The sequence below is a fragment of the Pseudomonas silesiensis genome (genome assembly GCF_001661075.1).
GTDB lineage: Bacteria > Pseudomonadota > Gammaproteobacteria > Pseudomonadales > Pseudomonadaceae > Aquipseudomonas > Aquipseudomonas silesiensis.
In genome coordinates this window covers 6,756,056-6,777,038 of the sequence record NZ_CP014870.1, presented here as the reverse complement: position 1 = coordinate 6,777,038, position 20,983 = coordinate 6,756,056, and the positions used below count along the sequence as shown (strand labels likewise).

General features: G+C 56.3%; 18 protein-coding genes and 1 pseudogene. 14 read left to right on the top strand and 5 right to left on the bottom strand.

Annotated features, from left to right (window positions below):
- The first annotated feature begins 37 nt into the window (after positions 1-37).
- The 4 genes from glyQ (at position 38) to PMA3_RS30125 (ending at position 4,446) form a co-directional block, all read left to right on the top strand.
- Positions 38-991, top strand: coding sequence for a glycine--tRNA ligase subunit alpha (gene glyQ / locus PMA3_RS30140; protein WP_064680830.1), 954 nt, complete (start codon positions 38-40; stop codon positions 989-991).
- The gene (gene glyS / locus PMA3_RS30135; protein WP_064680541.1) at positions 988-3,042 is read left to right on the top strand and encodes a glycine--tRNA ligase subunit beta; all 2,055 of its coding nucleotides are present in this window, start codon (positions 988-990) and stop codon (positions 3,040-3,042) included. The genes glyQ and glyS overlap by 4 nt, the downstream gene beginning before the upstream one ends.
- A gap of 10 nt (positions 3,043-3,052) precedes the next feature.
- Positions 3,053-3,586 carry a D-glycero-beta-D-manno-heptose 1,7-bisphosphate 7-phosphatase gene (gene gmhB / locus PMA3_RS30130; protein WP_064680540.1) on the top strand — a complete coding sequence of 178 codons (534 nt, stop codon included), beginning with the start codon at positions 3,053-3,055 and terminating at the stop codon, positions 3,584-3,586.
- A gap of 80 nt (positions 3,587-3,666) precedes the next feature.
- A complete protein-coding gene (locus PMA3_RS30125) occupies positions 3,667-4,446 on the top strand; it encodes a lysophospholipid acyltransferase family protein (protein ID WP_064680539.1) in 780 nt (259 codons plus the stop codon).
- A 179-nt stretch (positions 4,447-4,625) separates the two neighbouring features.
- Here the strand turns inward: PMA3_RS30125 and PMA3_RS30120 are convergent, their stop codons facing one another.
- Positions 4,626-6,158 carry a PAS domain-containing sensor histidine kinase gene (locus tag PMA3_RS30120; RefSeq protein ID WP_064680538.1) on the bottom strand — a complete coding sequence of 511 codons (1,533 nt, stop codon included), beginning with the start codon at positions 6,156-6,158 and terminating at the stop codon, positions 4,626-4,628.
- Between the two features lie 171 nt (positions 6,159-6,329).
- Here PMA3_RS30120 and PMA3_RS30115 point away from each other — a divergent pair, with 171 nt between their 5' ends.
- Positions 6,330-7,049, top strand: coding sequence for a response regulator transcription factor (locus tag PMA3_RS30115; RefSeq protein WP_064680537.1), 720 nt, complete (start codon positions 6,330-6,332; stop codon positions 7,047-7,049).
- A 124-nt stretch (positions 7,050-7,173) separates the two neighbouring features.
- On the opposite strand, the gene gyrB is transcribed toward PMA3_RS30115, so the two are convergent.
- Genes gyrB through dnaA form a run of 4 tightly spaced genes read right to left on the bottom strand, consistent with a single transcriptional unit; the run spans position 7,174 to position 13,384 of the window.
- Complete coding sequence (gene gyrB / locus PMA3_RS30110; protein WP_064680829.1) at positions 7,174-9,591, bottom strand: DNA topoisomerase (ATP-hydrolyzing) subunit B; 2,418 nt, start codon at positions 9,589-9,591, stop codon at positions 7,174-7,176.
- Positions 9,592-9,596: 5 nt separating this feature from the next.
- Positions 9,597-10,700, bottom strand: coding sequence for a DNA replication/repair protein RecF (gene recF / locus PMA3_RS30105; protein ID WP_007985068.1), 1,104 nt, complete (start codon positions 10,698-10,700; stop codon positions 9,597-9,599).
- A 20-nt stretch (positions 10,701-10,720) separates the two neighbouring features.
- A complete protein-coding gene (gene dnaN, locus PMA3_RS30100) occupies positions 10,721-11,824 on the bottom strand; it encodes a DNA polymerase III subunit beta (protein WP_064680536.1) in 1,104 nt (367 codons plus the stop codon).
- Positions 11,825-11,863: 39 nt separating this feature from the next.
- On the bottom strand, positions 11,864-13,384 hold the full coding sequence (gene dnaA / locus PMA3_RS30095) for a chromosomal replication initiator protein DnaA (RefSeq protein ID WP_064680535.1): 1,521 nt from the start codon (positions 13,382-13,384) through the stop codon (positions 11,864-11,866).
- Between the two features lie 566 nt (positions 13,385-13,950).
- Here dnaA and rpmH point away from each other — a divergent pair.
- The 9 genes and pseudogenes from rpmH to PMA3_RS31375 form a co-directional block, all read left to right on the top strand.
- A complete protein-coding gene (rpmH, locus tag PMA3_RS31385) occupies positions 13,951-14,085 on the top strand; it encodes a 50S ribosomal protein L34 (protein WP_003213577.1) in 135 nt (44 codons plus the stop codon).
- A 16-nt stretch (positions 14,086-14,101) separates the two neighbouring features.
- On the top strand, positions 14,102-14,503 hold the full coding sequence (rnpA, locus tag PMA3_RS30090; RefSeq protein ID WP_015097448.1) for a ribonuclease P protein component: 402 nt from the start codon (positions 14,102-14,104) through the stop codon (positions 14,501-14,503).
- Positions 14,496-14,741: a membrane protein insertion efficiency factor YidD gene (yidD, locus tag PMA3_RS31380; protein WP_074872215.1), complete on the top strand. Its 246-nt coding sequence runs from the start codon at positions 14,496-14,498 to the stop codon at positions 14,739-14,741. The genes rnpA and yidD overlap by 8 nt, the downstream gene beginning before the upstream one ends.
- A 2-nt stretch (positions 14,742-14,743) precedes the next feature.
- A complete protein-coding gene (gene yidC / locus PMA3_RS30085) occupies positions 14,744-16,432 on the top strand; it encodes a membrane protein insertase YidC (protein ID WP_064680534.1) in 1,689 nt (562 codons plus the stop codon).
- Positions 16,433-16,511: 79 nt separating this feature from the next.
- Positions 16,512-17,882, top strand: coding sequence for a tRNA uridine-5-carboxymethylaminomethyl(34) synthesis GTPase MnmE (mnmE, locus tag PMA3_RS30080; protein ID WP_064680533.1), 1,371 nt, complete (start codon positions 16,512-16,514; stop codon positions 17,880-17,882).
- A gap of 814 nt (positions 17,883-18,696) precedes the next feature.
- Positions 18,697-19,260, top strand: coding sequence for a PAAR domain-containing protein (locus tag PMA3_RS30075; protein ID WP_161491162.1), 564 nt, complete (start codon positions 18,697-18,699; stop codon positions 19,258-19,260).
- Positions 19,257-19,976: an N-acetylmuramoyl-L-alanine amidase gene (locus PMA3_RS30070; protein WP_064680531.1), complete on the top strand. Its 720-nt coding sequence runs from the start codon at positions 19,257-19,259 to the stop codon at positions 19,974-19,976. The genes PMA3_RS30075 and PMA3_RS30070 overlap by 4 nt, the downstream gene beginning before the upstream one ends.
- On the top strand, positions 19,973-20,260 hold the full coding sequence (locus PMA3_RS30065; RefSeq protein ID WP_064680530.1) for a hypothetical protein: 288 nt from the start codon (positions 19,973-19,975) through the stop codon (positions 20,258-20,260). The genes PMA3_RS30070 and PMA3_RS30065 overlap by 4 nt, the downstream gene beginning before the upstream one ends.
- Positions 20,261-20,314: 54 nt before the next feature.
- Positions 20,315-20,630, top strand: a pseudogene (locus PMA3_RS31375) (tRNA uridine-5-carboxymethylaminomethyl(34) synthesis GTPase MnmE); the annotation flags it as partial.
- Positions 20,631-20,983: the final 353 nt, after the last annotated feature.

Here is a 20,983-nt window from a genome sequence, read left to right as displayed (position 1 = left end):
GCTCTTTAAATCGCAGCCCAAGAAACAGGTGAATTTCGTGAGCCAGCCTACGCCAGCCGTGCGTACCTTCCAAGACTTGATCCTCGCCCTCCAGCAATACTGGGCCGAGCAAGGTTGCGTGGTACTTCAGCCCTACGATATGGAAGTAGGCGCCGGGACTTTCCACACGGCCACGTTTCTGCGCGCCATTGGCCCGGAAACCTGGAACGCCGCTTATGTGCAGCCCAGTCGTCGCCCGACTGACGGCCGCTACGGCGAAAACCCGAACCGTCTGCAGCACTACTACCAGTTCCAGGTCGTGTTGAAGCCGAACCCGGACAACTTTCAGGAACTGTACCTGGGTTCCCTCAAGCACGTCGGCCTGGACCCACTGGTCCACGACATCCGCTTCGTTGAAGACAACTGGGAATCGCCGACCCTGGGCGCCTGGGGTCTGGGCTGGGAAGTCTGGCTCAACGGCATGGAAGTGACTCAGTTCACGTACTTCCAGCAAGCGGGCGGCATCGAGTGCTACCCGGTGACCGGCGAGATCACCTATGGTCTCGAGCGTCTGGCCATGTACCTGCAAGGCGTCGACTCGGTCTACGACCTGGTCTGGGCCGACGGCCCGATGGGCAAAGTGACCTACGGCGACGTGTTCCACCAGAACGAAGTGGAGCAGTCGACCTACAACTTCGAACACGCCAACGTCGAGAAGCTGTTCGAGTTGTTCGATTTCTACGAAAGCGAAGCCAAGCGCCTGATCGAACTCGAGCAGCCGCTGCCGTTGCCGAGTTACGAAATGGTGTTGAAGGCGTCCCATACTTTCAACCTACTGGATGCGCGCCGGGCGATCTCGGTGACCGCGCGTCAGCAATACATTCTGCGTGTACGCACCCTGGCGCGTTCCGTTGCACAAGCCTACCTGCTGGCTCGCGCCAAGCTGGGCTTCCCGATGGCGACCCCGGACCTGCGTGACGAAGTACTGGCCAAGCTGGAGGCTGCACAATGAGTGCTCAAGATTTTCTGGTTGAACTGGGCACCGAAGAACTGCCACCCAAAGCCCTTAACACCTTGGCCGACGCGTTCCTGGCCGGTATCGACAAGGGCCTGCAGGCCGCTGGTCTGAGCTACGAGGCCAAAACCGTCTACGCCGCACCGCGTCGTCTGGCAGTGTTGATCACCTCGCTGGCGACCCAGCAGCCGGATCGCAGCATCAACCTCGACGGCCCGCCACGCCAGGCCGCGTTCGATGCTGAAGGCAATCCGACTCAGGCGGCATTGGGTTTCGCCAAGAAGTGCGGCGTCGACCTGAGCGAAATCGATCAGAGCGGCCCGAAACTGCGCTACAGCCAAAGCATCGCCGGCAAGCCGACCCTGAGCCTGCTGCCGACCATCGTCGAAGATTCCCTGAACGACCTGCCGATTCCAAAGCGCATGCGCTGGGGCGCCCGCAAGGAAGAGTTCGTGCGTCCGACCCAGTGGCTGGTGATGTTGCTCGGTGACCAGGTCATCGATTGCACCATTCTTGCCCAGAAAGCCGGCCGCGACTCCCGTGGTCATCGCTTCCATCACCCGCAAAGTGTGCGCATCACCTCGCCAGCCAACTACTTGAGCGACCTGCGTGCCGCTTATGTGCTGGCCGACTCCAACGAGCGTCGCGAGCTGATCAGCAAGCGTACCGAAGAATTGGCGACCCGGCAGGAAGGTACTGCAATCGTTCCACCCGCCTTGCTCGACGAAGTGACCGCGCTGGTGGAATGGCCGGTGCCGCTGGTGTGCTCGTTCGAGGAACGTTTCCTCGACGTACCGCAAGAAGCGCTGATCACCACCATGCAGGACAACCAGAAGTATTTCTGCCTGCTGGATGCCGACGGCAAGTTGCTGCCACGTTTCATTACCGTGGCCAACATCGAAAGCAAAGACCCCCAGCAGATCATCGCCGGTAACGAGAAAGTGGTTCGCCCACGCCTGACCGACGCCGAGTTCTTCTTCAAGCAAGACAAGAAGCAGAAACTCGAAGACTTCAACCTGCGCCTGCAGAACGTGGTGTTCCAGGAAAAACTCGGCAGCGTCTACGACAAGGCCGAGCGCGTTTCCAAACTCGCTGCGTTCATTGCTCAACGCATTGGTGGTAACGCCGCATGGGCCTCCCGTGCCGGCCTGTTGTCCAAGTGCGACCTGGCAACCGAGATGGTCGGTGAGTTCCCGGAGATGCAAGGTGTCGCCGGTTATTACTACGCCCTCAACGACGGCGAGCCTGAAGAAGTCGCCCTGGCGCTGAACGAGCAGTACATGCCGCGCGGTGCCGGTGCTGAATTGCCGACGACCCTGACCGGTGCGGCCGTGGCCATCGCTGACAAGCTCGACACCCTGGTGGGCATTTTCGGCATCGGCATGCTGCCGACCGGTAGCAAAGACCCGTACGCCTTGCGTCGTGCAGCCCTGGGTGTATTGCGCATCCTGATCGACAAGAAGCTCGAGCTCGATTTGAACGATGCCGTGGCCTTCGCTGTGAATGCCTTCGGTACCAAGGTCAAGGCTGTCGGTCTCAATGACTCGGTGCTGGAATTCATCTTCGACCGTCTGCGTGCCCGTTACGAAGACGAGGGTGTCGATGTCGGGTCTTACCTGTCGGTGCGCGCCCTGAAACCGGGCTCGGCGCTGGACTTCGATCAGCGCGTCCAAGCGGTAGAGGCGTTCCGCAAATTGCCGCAAGCCGCTGCCCTGGCCGCGGTGAACAAGCGCGTTTCGAACTTGCTGAGCAAGGTAGAAGGCTCGATTCCTGCGGTCGTGGAAGCCAAGTACTTCGACAACGCCAACGAGTTCTCCCTGTATTCGGCTATCCAGCAGGCTGATCAGGCTGTTCAGCCAATGGCTGCTGCACGCCAGTACAGCGAATCCCTGGCACGCCTGGCGGCCTTGCGCGAACCCGTGGATGCGTTCTTCGAAGCCGTGATGGTCAATGCCGACGATGCCAAGGTGCGCGCCAACCGCTATGCATTGCTGGCGCGTCTGCGTGGACTGTTCCTCGGTGTCGCCGACATTTCGCTGCTGGGCTGAGGGATAGCTGTTGAAACTGCTGATTCTCGATCGGGACGGGGTGATCAACTACGACTCCGACGCTTACATAAAGTCGGTAGAAGAGTGGATTCCGCTCCCCGGCTCAATCGAAGCCATCGCGCAGTTGAGCAAAGCCGGCTGGACGGTGGCCGTGGCGACCAACCAGTCGGGCATCGCTCGCGGCTATTACGACATCGCCACCCTGGATGCCATGCACGAGCGCTTGCGCTCGCTGGTGGCAGAGCAGGGTGGCGAGGTCGGGCTGATCGTCTACTGCCCGCATGGGCCGGACGATGGCTGCGATTGCCGCAAACCAAAAGCCGGGATGTTGAAAACCATCGCCGCGCATTACAACGTATCGCTGACGGGCCTTTGGTTCGTTGGCGATACCCTTGGTGACCTGGAAGCCGCCAGAACCGTCGATTCTCAGCCAGTTTTGGTAAAGACCGGCAAAGGCGAAAAGACGCTGGGCAAGACCCTGCCGGTGGGCACCTTGATTTTTGACGATCTGGCGGCGATTGCCGCAGAACTTATCCACAATTGAGCGCTTCTGATATTCCTGGCCAAGGATTGATCGGGGGTGCGCTTATATAGACGGGCAATGCCCGCACGGTAAACGTCGCCATGTCGATACTGCAGGCCATCAGAACCTTCCTCTTTTACCTGCTGCTGGGCACCAGCTCTTTGCTCTGGTGCAGCCTGAGCTTTTTGATCGCGCCCTTTCTGCCGTTCAAGGCGCGCTATCGCTTTATCAATGTGTACTGGTGCCGCTGCGCCTTGTGGCTGAGCAAGGTCTTTCTGGGCATCAGTTATGAGATCAAAGGGGCAGAGAACGTGCCTGACCAGCCCTGCGTAATTCAATCCAATCACCAGAGCACCTGGGAGACCTTCTTTCTCTCCGCCTACTTCGAGCCATTGAGCCAAGTGCTCAAGCGTGAACTTCTCTACGTTCCGTTCTTCGGTTGGGCGATGGCCATGCTGCGACCGATTGCCATCGACCGCGACAATCCTAAAGCCGCGCTTAAACACGTGGCAAAGAAGGGCGATGAACTACTCAAAGATGGCGTGTGGGTACTGATCTTTCCGGAAGGTACGCGGGTTCCTTACGGCACCATCGGAAAATTCTCTCGCGGTGGTACCGCTTTGGCGGTCAATGCTTCGCTCCCGGTACTGCCGATTGCGCACAATGCAGGCAAATTCTGGCCGAAATCCGGTTGGGCGAAAAAGCAGGGCGTCATCACCGTCATCATCGGTGAACCCATGTACGCCAACGGCAGCGGGCCGCGCGCCATTGCCGAATTGAACGATCGGGTGCAGGCCTGGAACGAGCTGATGCAACGGGAAATGGGCTCGCTTCCACCTGCTCCGCAAGCTCCGGCTGCCAGTGATCAAATGGCCGTCTGAATTTCTGTGGATAACCTGTGTATCGTTTTGCTTACAACTGCCGTATTTCGTTTGTATCTTTTTGATTTACATACATATTTCATAAACACATAAAACGCCGAAAAAGGTGCATAAGTTTTTTCAGGGCGCAAAAAAACCGGCTGATATAGCCGGTTTTTTTATGGCGAAATGACAGCGATTCAATCCTTGAACAAAGGGAAATGCAGCCTGAAACGCGTGCCTTGACCCACCACACTTTGACACTCGATCCTCGCGCCATGTCGATCCATCACTGCCTTGACCATCGACAGCCCCAAACCCACGCCATCGATGCCATGGGCTGAAGACAGTCGCCGATACTGGCTGAACAGTTCGGGCAGCTCCTCTGCAGCAATGCCTTTACCTTGATCAATGATCTCGCACGTCAGCCAGCCATCGGCGCAGTTGACCTGCACAACGATTCGAGTACCGGGGCCGCTGTATTTGACGGCATTCTCCAGCAGATTGAACAAGGCTCGGGTCAGCAACGCCTGATCGGCCATGATCAAGCTTTCCTGCGCGACATCATCCAGGTGATGGACCATTTCAATCTGCTTCAACTGCGCAATCGTCAATGTCTGGTCGAAGACATCCAGCACCATCATTGCAAACAGGCTCGGCTGAAACTGATAAGCCTCTGACTCGGCCTTGGCCAGTTGTACGAAACCGTCAGTCAAATCCAGGGCTCGACGCACCTGGCACTCGATCTGATCGAACAGCTGGGTGTCCCCGACGGATTGATGTCGGTGCACGTCGAGCAGGGCGAGAATCGCCGAATGAGGCGCCCGCAGGTCATGGGACAAAAAGCGCAACAACACGCCGCGTTGCTCCTCGGCGTCACGCTCGACGCTGAGATCGGTCAGGCTCAACAACCAGCCGATAGGCGTTTCTCCGTCCACCGGCAACAAAGCAGCGCGCTCCAGACGCAGACTGCGTTCTCTGACATCCCTGAATTCCACCAGCGGTAACGACGACAAGAGCGGCCGAGGGCCTTCGACCAGTTCCGGGTAGCCCAGTTTCGCCAATTGCTCCAGAACGTCATCGCCCACCAGATCGGTGCCGAACAGATCCCTGGCATTTCGGTTGCCCAGCAAAATCCGGCCGTGCGGATCACTGATTAAAGTGGCGACAGGCAAATACTCCAGGCCATCGGCGATAAAGCGACGGGTGTCACGGGTTCGACCCATCGCTTGTTCCAGCGCCATGATCTGGCTTAGCAAATGATCGCCAGTCGGAAATTGCACACGACGGCGCTCCGGAAAGACCTTTGGCTCGCTGTCCAGCCGCGCCAGCTCCCAGCCAAAATAGGTCAATACCACACTCAAGCGCCGCCAGTTCCAGATCAGGTAACCAAACAGCATCCCCAACAGACTCGCGGTGGGGGACCACCACCAACCCAGTTTCGCTAACCCTACGCTTACCAGCAGCGCACAGCTCATGCCTGCCAGGGTCAGCCAGAGTGCCAGCCTTGGGCGTAGCAACAACAAACCCAGGACACAGGCGACCAGACAAACAGACAACAACGCGCCCCACGCACCCGACCCATTTCGGTGACTGGTCTCGGCATTGAATGAAAGAAGGCCAGTCAGGGGTAGTAAAAGCAAGCTTATCCACAGCCATTCGCGGACCAATTGCCGGAACAACCTTTGGACTTGAGTCGGCTCGCGACTTTCCCGGCGGCGTTCATTATTCATAGGCAATACTGTCGTAATGGTTGTAGGGAATTTCGTTCATGGGTCACAGTTCCCGGAGGAGGGCGCGTGAAGAATCATAGCGGACACGACCAACGGAAAGCTGCTTACTTTCACTCTCGAGCCGAACGTGTATTGTCAGATAACATGCTGGCCGCCAAAGGAATAACGTACATGCGTGTCGCGATACTGGATGACGAACCGGCAGAACTGCGCAGGGTTGAACAGACTTTGCGGCAGATGGCCGAACCGGGTGAACCTGCCTGGTCATTGCACAGCTTCGAGCAGGGAGAAGACCTGTTACGCCAATTGCGGCGGGAAACCTTCGACTTGCTTATCCTCGATTGGCAATTGCCAGGCTTCAGCGGCCTGTCGCTGTTACGCTGGACCCGCGAGCACATGGACGCACCGCCTGCCGCGATCATGCTGACCAGTCGCGATGGCGAAAGCGATATCGTCCAGGCGTTGAATGCAGGTGCCGACGATTACGTCAGCAAGCCGTTTCGACCCAATGAACTGAAAGCCCGAGTGGCGGCTGTGTTGCGCCGGCATAGCCAGCAACGTGCGGCAGCTACCGAGGTGCTGAGTTTCAATGACCTGGTATTCGATGATGCCGAGTTGACGGTAAAACGCGCCGGCAAACCGATAGGGATGACTGAGCGCGAATACCGACTGGCGCGTTGCCTGTTCAGTAACCTGGGACGGCCGCTGTCCCGAGAGTACCTGTATGAGCGGTTCTGGACCCATGAAGAGATGGTGTCTTCCCGGCCGCTGGATACCCACATTTATCGCCTGCGCAACAAGCTGGGGCTGACGGCTGATCGCGGTTGGCAACTGCTGACGATTTACGGGTATGGGTATCGGTTGGAAAGTGTGGGGGTGGCAGTCGAATGAAGATCAAAAGATCGTCTGAAGGCTCGGGCCTCGTTCGGACGATCTTTAATCGGACAAACATTTCGACGGGTAAATAAAAAGGCCAACGCGTGAGCGTTGGCCTTTTTTTGGCATGTACGCTGGATCAGAAATCCAGGTTGGATACCGCCAGGGCATTGCTTTCGATGAAGTCACGACGGGGTTCGACCGCATCACCCATCAGGGTATTGAAGATCTGGTCCGCGCCAATGGCGTCTTCGATGGTGACTTTAAGCATCCGGCGCTGGCTTGGGTCCATGGTGGTTTCCCACAGCTGATCCGGGTTCATTTCGCCCAGACCTTTGTATCGCTGGATGGTGTGACGCTTGGTGCTTTCAGCCATCAGCCATTCAAGGGCTTCCTTGAACTCGGTGACCGGCTTCTTGCGCTCGCCACGCTGGATGTACGCGCCGTCGTCCAGCAGAGTGCTCAGTTGAGCACCCAGCGAAACAACCGTCTTGTAATCGTTGCTGCCGAAGAAGTCGCGGTTGAACGTGACGTAGTTCGACAGGCCGTGGGAGATCAGTTCAACCTCCGGCAGCCAGACGTTACGTTCACGGTCTTCACGCAGGCTGGCTTTGTAGACCAGGCCGGACTTCTCGACAGTGCGCAGGCGAACCTCGTACTGGGCCAACCAATCCTGCATGGCAGCGTGATCGGAAAGCTGCTCCATGCTCACCGCCGGCAGGTAGATGAAGTGCTCGGTCAGCTCCTGTGGGTACAGGCGCGACAGACGCTTGAGAGTCTTCATCACCAGGCGGAAGTCATTCACCAGACGCTCGAGTGCTTCACCGGAGATACCCGGTGCTTCCTCGTTCAGGTGCAGGCTCGCATCTTCCAGGGCCGACTGCGTCATGTACTCTTCCATGGCGTCGTCGTCTTTGATGTACTGCTCTTGCTTGCCTTTCTTGACCTTGTACAGCGGTGGTTGCGCGATGTAGATATAGCCGCGCTCGATCAGCTCCGGCAACTGACGGAAGAAGAAGGTCAGCAGCAGGGTACGGATGTGCGAACCGTCGACGTCAGCATCGGTCATGATGATGATGTTGTGATAACGCAGCTTGTCGATGTTGTACTCGTCACGGCCGATGCCGCAGCCCAGGGCGGTGATTAAGGTGCCCACTTCCTGGGAAGAGATCATCTTGTCGAAGCGTGCCTTCTCGACGTTCAGGATCTTGCCCTTCAACGGCAGGATGGCCTGGGTCCTACGGTTGCGTCCCTGCTTGGCGGAGCCGCCAGCAGAGTCACCTTCCACGAGGTACAGTTCGGAAAGGGCAGGGTCTTTTTCCTGGCAGTCAGCCAGTTTGCCCGGCAGGCCGGCGATATCCAGCGCGCCTTTGCGACGGGTCATCTCACGGGCTTTACGCGCCGCTTCGCGAGCCCGTGCCGCGTCGATCATCTTGCCGACGACCAGCTTGGCTTCGTTCGGGTTTTCCAGCAGGAAGTCGGAGAAGTACTTACCCATTTCCTGTTCGACCGCGGTCTTCACTTCGGAAGAAACCAGCTTGTCTTTGGTCTGGGAGCTGAACTTCGGATCCGGCACTTTCACCGAAATGATCGCGGTCAGGCCTTCACGGGCATCGTCGCCGGTGGTCGCGACTTTATGCTTCTTCGCCAGACCTTCCGCTTCGATGTAGGTGTTCAGGTTACGCGTCAGGGCCGAACGGAACCCCACCAGGTGAGTACCGCCGTCGCGCTGCGGAATGTTGTTGGTGAAGCACAACAGGTTCTCATTGAAGCTGTCGTTCCACTGCAGGGCGATTTCTACGCCGATGCCGTCTTCACGCTGGATGTTGAAGTGGAACACCTGGTTGACCGGCGTCTTGTTGGTGTTCAAGTATTCAACGAACGCACGCAGGCCGCCTTCGTACTTGAACAACTCTTCCTTCCCGCTACGCTCATCCTTGAGGACGATGCCGACACCGGAGTTGAGGAAGGACAGTTCACGAATCCGCTTGGCCAGGATGTCCCAGCTGAAGTGGATGTTTTTGAAGGTCAGGTCGGATGGCTTGAAGTGAATCTGGGTACCGGTGGTTTCGCTTTCGCCGACGATTTTCATCGGCTCCTTCGGAACACCGTGGATGTAGGTCTGTTCCCAGATCTTGCCGCTACGGCGAACGGTCAGAACCAACTCTTCGGACAGGGCGTTCACAACCGACACACCTACGCCGTGCAGACCGCCGGATACTTTATAGGAGTTGTCATCGAACTTACCGCCGGCGTGCAGCACGGTCATGATGACCTCGGCTGCCGAAACGCCTTCTTCTTTGTGCACGTCTACCGGGATGCCACGTCCGTTGTCGCGAACGGTGATGGATTCGTCCGGGTGAATAATGATGCTGATGTCGTCGCAGTGGCCGGCGAGAGCTTCGTCGATCGAGTTATCGACCACTTCGAACACCATGTGGTGCAGACCGCTGCCATCGTCGGTGTCACCAATGTACATACCGGGACGTTTGCGTACGGCATCCAGGCCTTTCAGCACTTTAATGCTCGTTGAGTCGTACGTATTTTCTTCGCTCAATGCCTTCACTCCCGATGGTCGTGGGTCTGGGTGATACGGCCCTGTTCCACGTGGAACAAAGCGACTGGCGTTTCCGTCTGCCAGCCTTCCCTCAATAATTCATGATCTACACAGGTGATAAAGACCTGGCAGCGTAAGTCTTCCAACAAGCGGCAAAGCGCGCGACGGTGGTGCTCGTCCAGTTCGGACGGCAGGTCATCCACCAGATAAATACACTGACCGCGTCGGGCCTGACTGACCAAGTGCCCCTGGGCAATCCGCAATGCACAAACCACCAACTTCTGCTGACCGCGGGACAAGATGTCCGCGGCATTATGGGCGCCCAATCGAAGGCGCAAATCAGCGCGTTGTGGTCCGGCCTGGGTATGACCCATTTGCTGATCCCGCTGTAGGGAACCGGCGAGCACGGCACTCAGCTCGCGGTCTTTATCCCAACCTCGGTAATAGCTAAGTGTTAAGCCCTCGAGCTCAACCAGATCGCTCAAGGTCTGTTCAAAGACTGGTTTCAAGGCTTTGATGTAAGCGCGGCGGTATTCATCAATTTCAGCGCTGGCCTGGCACAGTTCCCTGTCCCAAACCGCTTGCGAAACGGCGTCAAGTGTACCATGCCGCAGCCAAGAGTTTCTCTGGCGCAAGGCCTTCTGCAAGCGCTGCCAGGTGGACATGAAGCGCGGTTCCACGTGGAACACACCCCAGTCAAGAAACTGTCTCCGAATCTTCGGCGCCCCCTCCAACAGCCGGAAGCTGTCGGGGTTGATCAGCTGCAACGGCAGGATCTCCGCCAGTTGCGCCGCGCTGCGGGCGTTCTGTCCATCGATACGGATCTGGAACTCACCTTGTCGGTCCCGTGAGATGCCAAGGGCACTGTGCCCGCCCTCGGCCAACTCCACCTGCCCAAATACCGTGCAGGCGAGCTGCTCATATTGGATGACCGGCAATAAGCGGGTGCTACGAAACGAACGGGCAAGCCCCAGCAGGTGGATGGCTTCCAGAACACTGGTTTTGCCGCTGCCGTTGGCGCCGTAAAGAATGTTGATTCGGGGGGAGGGGGAGAAGGTCACCGGGTGCAGATTGCGCACCGCGGTGACCGAGACGCGACTTAAGGACATCTAGCTTCTGCTGAACATGATTACAGACGCATCGGCATGACAACGTAGGCCGAGTCGTCATTGTCGGACTCTTGCACCAGTGCGCTGCTGTTGGAGTCGGACAGGATCAGTCGAACTTGCTCAGTAGTCATCACGCCTAGCACGTCGAGCAGATAGCTCACGTTGAAGCCGATTTCCAGCGGGCCGCCGTTGTACTCGACACCCACTTCTTCTTCCGCTTCTTCCTGCTCCGGGTTATTGGCCTGGATCTTGAGCTGGCCATTGGCCAGTTGCAGGCGAATACCACGGTACTTCTCGTTGGACAAAATCGCGGTACGGCTGAAAGCTTCACGCAGCGCCTGACGATCACCCAACACCAGCTTGTCGCCGCCTTTGGGCAGAACGCGCTCATAGTCAGGGAATTTGCCGTCGACCAGTTTCGAGGTGAAGGTGAACTCACCGGTGGTGGCGCGGATGTGGTGTTGACCCAGGACGATGCTGACGATGCCGTCCGGTTCGGTCAGCAAGCGCGCCAGCTCAAGGATACCCTTGCGCGGCACGATGACCTGGTGGCGATCCGGCTGCCCGATATCGGCCTGCATCGAGCACATGGCCAGGCGGTGACCGTCTGTTGCCACGGCGCGGATGATGCCGGCAGAGACTTCCAGCAGCATGCCGTTCAGGTAGTAACGCACGTCCTGCTGCGCCATGGCAAAGCTGGTGCGCTCGATCAGACGACGCAATTTGCTTTGCTCCAGGCTGCAGGTCAGCGAGCCAGGGCCTTCTTCCACTGTCGGGAAATCATTAGCCGGCAGCGTCGACAAGGTAAAGCGGCTACGGCCGGCCTTCACCACAAGCTTCTGCTCGTCGACCTTGATGTCGATCAGTGCGTCGTTCGGCAAGCTTTTGCAGATGTCCATCAGCTTGCGCGCAGGTACCGTGATGGAACCCGGATCGGCAGGCTCTTCGAGTTGGACACGACCGACCAGCTCGACTTCCAGGTCGGTACCGGTCAGCGACAGTTGCTGGCCTTCGACAACCAGCAGCACGTTGGAGAGCACCGGCAAGGTCTGTCGGCGCTCGACGACGCCTGCGACCAGTTGCAGTGGTTTCAACAGGGCTTCGCGTTGAATGGTGAAATGCATGGTCTAGTCCCTTGCCTTAATAAGCTGCGCTGGTGTTCATCAAGTGGTCAGTGTACGCAGCAGGTTCTTGTAGTCCTCGCGGATGTCCGCGTCGGATTCCTTGAGTTCGTTGATCTTGCGGCAGGCGTGCAAAACAGTCGTGTGATCGCGACCACCAAACACGTCGCCGATTTCCGGCAGGCTGTGGTTAGTCAACTCTTTGGACAACGCCATGGCAACCTGACGCGGACGAGCGACCGAGCGTGAACGACGCTTGGACAGCAGGTCGGAGATCTTGATCTTGTAGTACTCGGCGACGGTTCGCTGAATGTTATCCACAGAGACCAGTTTGTCTTGCAGCGCCAACAGGTCTTTCAGGGATTCGCGAATCAACTCGATGGTGATGTCGCGCCCCATGAAGTGCGAGTGGGCGATCACGCGTTTAAGCGCGCCTTCCAGTTCACGAACGTTGGAGCGAATGCGCTGGGCAATGAAGAACGCCGCGTCGTGTGGCAGATCGACTTTGGCCTGGTCGGCCTTTTTCATCAGGATCGCCACGCGGGTTTCCAGTTCCGGCGGCTCGACGGCAACCGTCAGCCCCCAACCGAAGCGGGACTTGAGGCGCTCTTCAAGGCCTTCGATTTCTTTAGGATAGCGGTCACTGGTAAGAATGACCTGCTGCCCACCTTCAAGCAGGGCATTGAAGGTGTGGAAAAACTCTTCCTGGGAACGTTCCTTGCGGGCAAAGAACTGAATGTCATCGATCAACAGCGCATCCACCGAACGGTAGAAGCGCTTGAATTCGTTGATCGCGTTCAGTTGCAGCGCCTTGACCATGTCGGCCACGAAACGCTCGGAATGCAGGTACACGACCTTGGCATTCGGATTCTTCTTTAACAGGTGGTTACCCACAGCGTGCATCAAGTGGGTCTTACCCAAGCCAACGCCACCATAAAGGAAGAGCGGGTTGTAACCGTGCTTGGGGTTGTCCGCTACCTGCCAGGCCGCGGCCCGGGCCAGTTGGTTGGACTTGCCTTCGACGAAGTTCTCAAAGGTAAAAGTGCGGTTCAGGTAACTGGTGTGCTTGAGCGCACCTTCGACCTGGACGGTGCGCTGTTCAGAGCGGACCGGGGCCTGTTGAGAACTCGCACCCGCCATCGGGTCGAAACTGTCGCGGGATGGCTCCTCACTGACGTCGGCAACTTTTTGCGTCGATCGCTTGGTCGGCATGGAGGCTGGTGCGGGCGCCTGAGCGCTGACAGGCGCTTGAGCCGCCTGTGCCTGGGACGCGGCAGCAGCCAGCGGCGCATTGGGAGCGGCGCGTGGCGCCGAACTGCGTTTGCTGCCTATTAATAAGGAGAGCGCAGGCGTCATGCCATTGCCATGCTCATCCAGCAGTTCGAGGACGCGACCCAGGTACTTTTCGTTTACCCAGTCGAGAACAAAACGATTCGGTGCGTAGACACGCAACTCGTCGCCTTCGGCTTCGACCTGTAGCGGACGGATCCAAGTGTTGAATTGTTGGGCAGGCAGCTCATCGCGCAAAAGCTCCACGCACTGCTGCCATAGTTCCACTGACACGGATATCCCCTAAGTTGAAAGCCGGTGAGGCAAAAACAAGCGGCCATTGTAGCGACCAGCCGCCTACTTATCCACACGTAGCGTGTTCACCTCCGAAGAAGAATCACGATTTTACCGCTAAAAAAGACGACCAATGGTCTGTGCATAAGCTCTGTGGATAACCGCCCGTAAGGTCGTTGCACAAGTGGGGGCGAAACTCGGTGGATAACCAGGCTGTGGATAAGTAGCCCTTTCACACACAGCTTATCCGACAGCGCAGCACAGGCTGACCACCGTTTTCCACGGTAGTTGTCATCCTCTGTACATCACGGGTTAGACGGCCTAAAGGCAGTTATCCACAGATGATGCCGCCCCTAGCTTTTATAAGCTTTACAGAAAAGCTTTAAATACTTTCCTTCTTTATTTCTATATCTAGCGAAGGGCCGGCACCGCAAAAACCCCTCGAGATCTATTTATAAGGAAACGCTGGTTGGAAATTGACCTAGAGGCTTGCTTTCTCTAGAATCCCCGGTCTCTTAAAACGGGGGCCATTCCGGCCCGTTGTGGACGAATCAGGTAACACGACAATGAAACGTACTTTCCAACCAAGCACCATCAAACGCGCTCGTACCCACGGTTTCCGTGCTCGCATGGCTACCAAGAACGGTCGTGCCGTCCTGTCGCGTCGTCGCGCCAAAGGTCGTGCGCGTCTGGCAGTTTGATAATCCGGCACTGGAGGTGAGTCAGGACTTCAGTCGGGAAAAGCGCCTGCTTACCCCCCGGCATTTCAAGGCAGTCTTTGACTCCCCTACCGGCAAGGTTCCGGGGAAAAATCTCCTGCTCCTTGCGCGCAACAACGATCTTGATCACCCCCGTCTCGGGTTGGTTATCGGGAAAAAGAGCGTAAAGCTCTCCGTCGAGCGCAATCGCCTCAAACGTCTGATGCGCGAATCGTTCCGTCTGAACCAGGACTCACTGGTCGGCTGGGACATCGTAATCGTCGCGCGCAAAGGTTTGGGCGACGTAGAAAACCCCGAATTGATTCAGCATTTCGGCAAACTCTGGAAGCGTCTGGCACGCAGCTCGCCGGTACCAGCAGTCAAAACCGAAACTGTAGGGGTAGACAGTCCCGATGCGTAAACTGGCACTCGTTCCGATCCAGTTTTATCGCTATGCCATTAGTCCCCTGATGGCCAGTCACTGTCGTTTCTACCCCAGTTGTTCCTGCTACGCGTATGAAGCCATAGAAAATCATGGCCTTCTGCGCGGTGGCTGGCTGGCCTTTCGTCGTTTAGGTCGCTGTCATCCGTGGAATCCCGGTGGTTATGACCCGGTTCCATCTATCCCTACCTCCCGTTCTTCTTCGATGGCCGAGTAATCATGGATATCAAACGCACGATCCTGATCGTCGCCCTGGCAATCGTGTCCTACGTTATGGTTCTTAAATGGAACCAGGACTATGGCCAGGCTGCCCTGCCGACTCAGAATGTTGCTTCCAGTACTACCGCACCGGGTCTACCGGATACGGCGACTGGCAAAAATGCTTCCGTCAGTGACGACATCCCCCGCGCCGCAAGCGATACCAGTGCAACTGCACCTGCTGAAACACCAGTAGCGGCAAGCAAAGACCTCATCCAGATCAAAACGGATGTGCTCGACCTGGCTGTCGATCCACAAGGTGGCGATGTTGCCCAGCTGAAATTGCCGTTGTATCCACGCCGTCAGGACCATCCGGAAATTCCGTTCCAGCTGTTCGATAACGGCGGTGAACTGACTTACCTGGCGCAAAGCGGCCTGATCGGTACCAACGGCCCGGATGCAAGCCCGGCCGGTCGCCCGGTCTACTCCTCGGAGAAGAAGACTTATCAACTGGCTGACGGTCAGGACCAATTGGTCGTGGACCTGAAGTTCAGCAAGGATGGCGTCAATTACATCAAGCGTTTCACCCTGAAACGTGGCCTGTATGACGTCACCGTGTCCTACCTGATCGATAACCAGAGCGCGCAGCCCTGGTCCGGTGCGATGTTTGCGCAACTGAAGCGTGACGCCAGCGGCGATCCTTCCTCAACCACCGCCACCGGTACCGCGACTTACCTGGGCGCTGCCCTGTGGACAAGTAACGAGCCGTACAAGAAAGTGTCCATGAAGGACATGGACAAGGCGCAGTTGAAGGAAACGGTCACTGGTGGTTGGGTTGCCTGGTTGCAACACTACTTCGTTACCGCCTGGATTCCGGCGAAGGGCGAAAACAACGTCGTCCAGACCCGTAAAGACAGCAAGGGCAACTACATCATCGGTTATACCGGCCCGGCAATGAGCGTCGCGCCAGGTGCAAAAGCCGAGACCAGTGCAGTTCTGTACGCGGGCCCGAAAAGCCAGGCAGTGCTCAAAGAGTTGTCCCCAGGTCTGGAACTGACCGTCGACTACGGCATTCTGTGGTTCATCGCCCAGCCAATCTTCTGGTTGCTGGGACACATCCACGCAATCGTCGGTAACTGGGGCTGGTCGATCATCTTCCTGACCATGCTGATCAAGGGGATTTTCTTCCCTCTGTCGGCTGCCAGCTACAAATCCATGGCGCGCATGCGTGCAGTGGCACCGAAACTGGCTGCGCTGAAAGAGCAACATGGCGATGACCGGCAGAAAATGTCGCAAGCCATGATGGAGCTGTACAAGAAAGAGAAGATCAATCCGCTGGGTGGTTGCTTGCCAATCCTCGTGCAGATGCCGGTATTCCTTTCGCTGTACTGGGTTCTGCTGGAAAGCGTTGAAATGCGCCAGGCGCCATTCATGCTGTGGATTACGGACTTGTCGATCAAGGATCCGTTCTTCATTCTGCCGATCATCATGGGTGTCACCATGTTTATCCAGCAGCAGTTGAACCCGACACCTCCGGATCCGATGCAGGCCAAGGTGATGAAGCTGATGCCTATCATCTTCACCTTCTTCTTCCTGTGGTTCCCGGCTGGTCTGGTTCTGTACTGGGTTGTGAACAACGTGTTGTCGATCGCCCAACAGTGGTACATCACGCGTAAGATCGAAGCGGCTGTGAAAAAAGCCGAGGCGTAACTTGCTCTGTGGTTAACCACTCAAAACGCCCCCTAGTGGGGCGTTTTGCTATCTGTCACTTTTGTCTGGATACCGGTTTATGAGCGTTCCTGGTGAAACCATCGCTGCCGTCGCCACCGCCCAAGGTCGTGGCGGTGTCGGCATCGTCCGTATTTCCGGGCCTCTGGCGAGTGTCGCTGCCAAGGCCTTCAGCGGTCGTGAACTCAAGCCGCGATTCGCCCACTACGGGCCATTTTTCAATGGAAACGATGAGGTCCTGGACCAAGGCATTGCCTTGTATTTCCCGGGACCGAACTCGTTCACTGGCGAAGATGTGCTCGAACTCCAGGGCCATGGCGGTCCGATTGTTCTGGATATGCTGCTCAAACGTTGCCTGGAACTGGGCTGCCGCCTGGCTCGGCCCGGTGAATTCAGCGAACGCGCCTTCCTCAACGACAAACTTGACCTGGCCCAGGCCGAAGCCATCGCTGACTTGATCGAGGCAAGCTCGGCCCAGGCGGCACGTAATGCACTGCGTTCGTTGCAGGGCGCATTTTCCGAGCGTGTGCATAACCTCACCGAGCAATTGATTGGCCTGCGGATCTACGTCGAAGCGGCCATCGACTTCCCCGAAGAGGAGATCGACTTCCTTGCCGATGGCCATGTGTTGAGCATGCTCGACAAGGTACGTGATGAGTTATCCACCGTAGTGCGCGAAGCCGGGCAGGGTGCATTGCTGCGCGACGGTATGACGGTGGTGATCGCTGGTCGACCGAATGCGGGTAAATCCAGCCTGCTGAACGCTTTGGCCGGTCGTGAAGCGGCGATCGTCACCGAGGTGGCCGGCACGACTCGTGACATTCTCCGCGAACATATCCACATCGATGGCATGCCGCTGCATGTGGTCGATACCGCGGGTCTGCGGGATACCGATGACCAAGTGGAGAAAATCGGCGTTGAACGGGCTTTGAAAGCCATTGGCGAAGCAGATCGCGTACTGCTGGTGGTCGACGCCACCGCACCCGAAGCACTCGATCCGTTCGCGTTGTGGCCTGAGTTCCTTGAGACCCGCCCGGACCCGGCGAAAGTCACGTTGATCCGTAACAAGGCAGACCTCACCGGCGAAGCCATTGCCCTGGAAGTCAGCGACGACGGCCACGTCACCATCAGCCTCAGCGCCAAGTCTGCCGGCGATGGCCTGGAACTGCTGCGCGATCATCTCAAGGCCTGCATGGGCTACGAACAGACCTCCGAGAGCAGCTTCAGCGCCCGCAGGCGTCACCTCGAAGCCTTGCGCCATGCCAGTGCTTCCCTCGAGCACGGCCGTGCGCAGCTGACGTTGGCAGGTGCCGGTGAACTGCTGGCCGAAGATTTGCGCCAGGCCCAGCACTCGCTGGGTGAAATCACCGGTGCGTTCAGCTCCGATGATCTGCTTGGACGGATCTTTTCCAGCTTCTGCATCGGTAAATAACCAACTTCATCTCATTACGGAGTGAAAAACCTGTAGGAGCCAAGCTTGCTTGCGATAGCGATCTCAAGATCGCCGTCACCGACAAGCGGTCTCCTACAAGGATTACCTGCGTGAAGGTGCGGGGGGGCGTATTGAGAGCATTGAAGCATGCCATTACTGTAGGTAGAAAAGTCAGACGTTGTGATGATGACCAGAACTTACAGCGTGTAACGGCTTACAATCAAAACGCCCATTCCTATTATACAACTCACTTTTCAACTCAGATTAATTGCGACTGATTTCGTATTCATCCATGCTAACTAACCTATTTTAATGAGATAATATTAGTTACAACTTAGGAGGGCAAAGGGAATAACAGCCAAGGTAAACCCTGACAATACTCCAGCATTTTCGACCCTTGCGCATTGACGATTTTTACCTGACAAATTCTTTGGGACTACATGCTTTTCGGAAATTTCCTATTTACTTGCGATGATCATAGCTTCAGGGTACAGCCTGCTGACTCAAGAGCTCTTACTCGTTGTCATCGTCCAGATATGCACCGGCAGAACGCTTCGCCGAGGTGACAATAAAAAGTAACCCAAGGATCAGGATCACGGAAATGAATACAGCCTTGTCCCATCGATATATAGATGAAGTATCCCCTGAGTTTCTCCGCACTCTGGACGATTCGCCCTTCACGGAACAGCAACCTATAGAGTTCAATGAAGGTATATTTTGTGTACTTGGCCGCTCCCTAATGGCAGAGGATTTCCTGCCGCTTACCGAGGACTGAACGATGGGACGTGGATCTGTCAATGGAATAGGACAAGGTTTGCACGATGACCTGACGACCACCGGAGCGGTATGCATCAGCAGCTTGCATAATGCGGCACAAGGCGGACGAGGGGTCTTGCGCCTCGGGGATACAACAACTCCTTGTAAGAAATGCGGTAAAACCGGCGTCATCATAGATAGTCTACCGGCCATGAAATGGCATGGTGTTCCGACTGTATTGGACGGTGCGGAAGTCCGCTGCGGCTGCCCTCCGGGCAGCAACCGTTTAATCGCGCCTATCGAGAAACGGAAAAGTACGGGCTCTAGTTCGAGCCGCTCCACTGGTGTTGATAACACCCCCGCGCCCATCACACCTCCCACCCCATTTCGTTTGGAGAAGACGTTTGCCCAAGCCTTCGCTATCACCGACAGCGAAAGCGGCCTGCCACTGGCCAACAGGAAGTTCGTTGCTGTGGTGGATGGACGTGAAACGATCAGAGTAACCGATGTCGACGGCCTGGTCCATATACGGGCGCCGTCGGAAGACTCGGTTATTTCGTTGCACGTCATGTTCAAATCCCCAGTGCGCACACTCACCGAACTATCGGAGAAAGCCCAATGACGGATACCACCTTCAGGACCGCGGCCAAGGCACAGGAGGTGACGCCTGGCCAACCGCTCGTGCCGGTTGCGATCACCGTCAACGACCGAGCGGCAACACGCGAGGCAATCATCCGTAAGGTGCGTTTACTTGGGCATCAGTTTGTCGAGCGCTCTCAGTGGGGAGCGCATAAATCCAAAGGTCCGCTGAGTGATGATTGGGACTACTCAATGATCGCTCTACATCACGCAGGCAGGAGCTACGTATGTGGCAGCGGAATAGAGCAAATGCTGGAAACTCAGAAGAATCAACAGTCTGATAAATTTGATGACATCGGCTATCACTTCGGGATCGACTGTTCAGGGACGGTCTACGAAGGCCGGGACATCCGATTCAAGGGGTCGAGTGTTCATCTATACAACACCGGCGTCATCGGTGTAGTGCTGCTGAACAACCTGACCACGGCTAAAGAAGGTAACGACCTAATCGGCTTCTGGCGCGAAACACTGGAAACATTCGGAATTAACACGACTAATAAAATACCTACTCCGCAGTTGGACGCAGCGATCAACCTTATCACCGCATTAAAGAGTGTTTTTGTCATCAAGCACTTCGGAGGCCACAGGGAGTTTCCTAACCAAGCGGCTGAAGGAAAAATATGTCCAGGTAATATTGGCATGAAGCTGGTGAAAAACATTCGCAGCAAAACTCTATTATTAGCCCCACCGATTTCATGAAAAAAACACTGATCATTCTCGTACTAATCTCGATTAGTCATCTTTATGTCGGTTATTATGAAACACGATGGGCAGAAGACAACAAAATCGTTTTATTCATCAAAAAAGAACCAACCTTTCAAGTTAAATTTGAAAATATTTTTGCTAGTGATTCAGATGATAGGCCTTTGACTGATTTGATTATGGAAGAAATAGCCATAATCAGAACCTACTGCAAATATCGTTTAGGCATAGAAACTTGGCTGCAGACTCAGGAAGAGCTTGAGGCATGCAAGGTGAGGTGAGCCTTGCTGACAGGATGATCTCTATCTCAAGGATAGATTGATCAGTGAGATGCCCTGGAAGTCAGCGAGGATGGCCACGTCAGCTTCAGCGCTAGTCCTGGAACTGCTGCGAGACCATCTAAAGGTCTACATGGGCCATGAGCATACCTCCGAGAGCAGCTTCAGCTGCTCGCAGGCGTCATCTTGAAGCACTGCACCATGCCAGTGCTTCCCTCGAGCATGGGCTGTGCAGCTGACACTGGCAGGTGCCGGTGAACTGCTGACCGAAAATTTGCGCCAAGCCGAGCACTTTTTGAGTGAGTTCACCGGTGCTTTCAGCTCCGATGACCTGTTGGGGCGGATTTTTTCCAGTTTCTGCATTGGCAAATAGTCCCTCCGTTGCCCACAGACAGGCCATTCTTACCTGTCTGTTACCTCCTTTTCCCGGTGTCTCCTCCAATGACGAGCAGATTTTCTTCTGCATGAACCGATTTTCCGTGTCCGAGATTTGCTGATTCAGCGAATTTCTGTGGATTAAGCCCTGTGAATAACTGCCACTAAGGGCAGTTGATAACAGGGCCTGAAAACTGCAGATAACCTCACCTGTGGATAACCACCCCTTTCATCCACAGGCTTACACCGGTTATCCAAGGGCCTCATTGGCACATGACCACAGGGTTTTAAACCTCTGTACATATTGAATTTAGAGGGCTGTATAGATCTATCCACAGAAAGGTGCCTCAG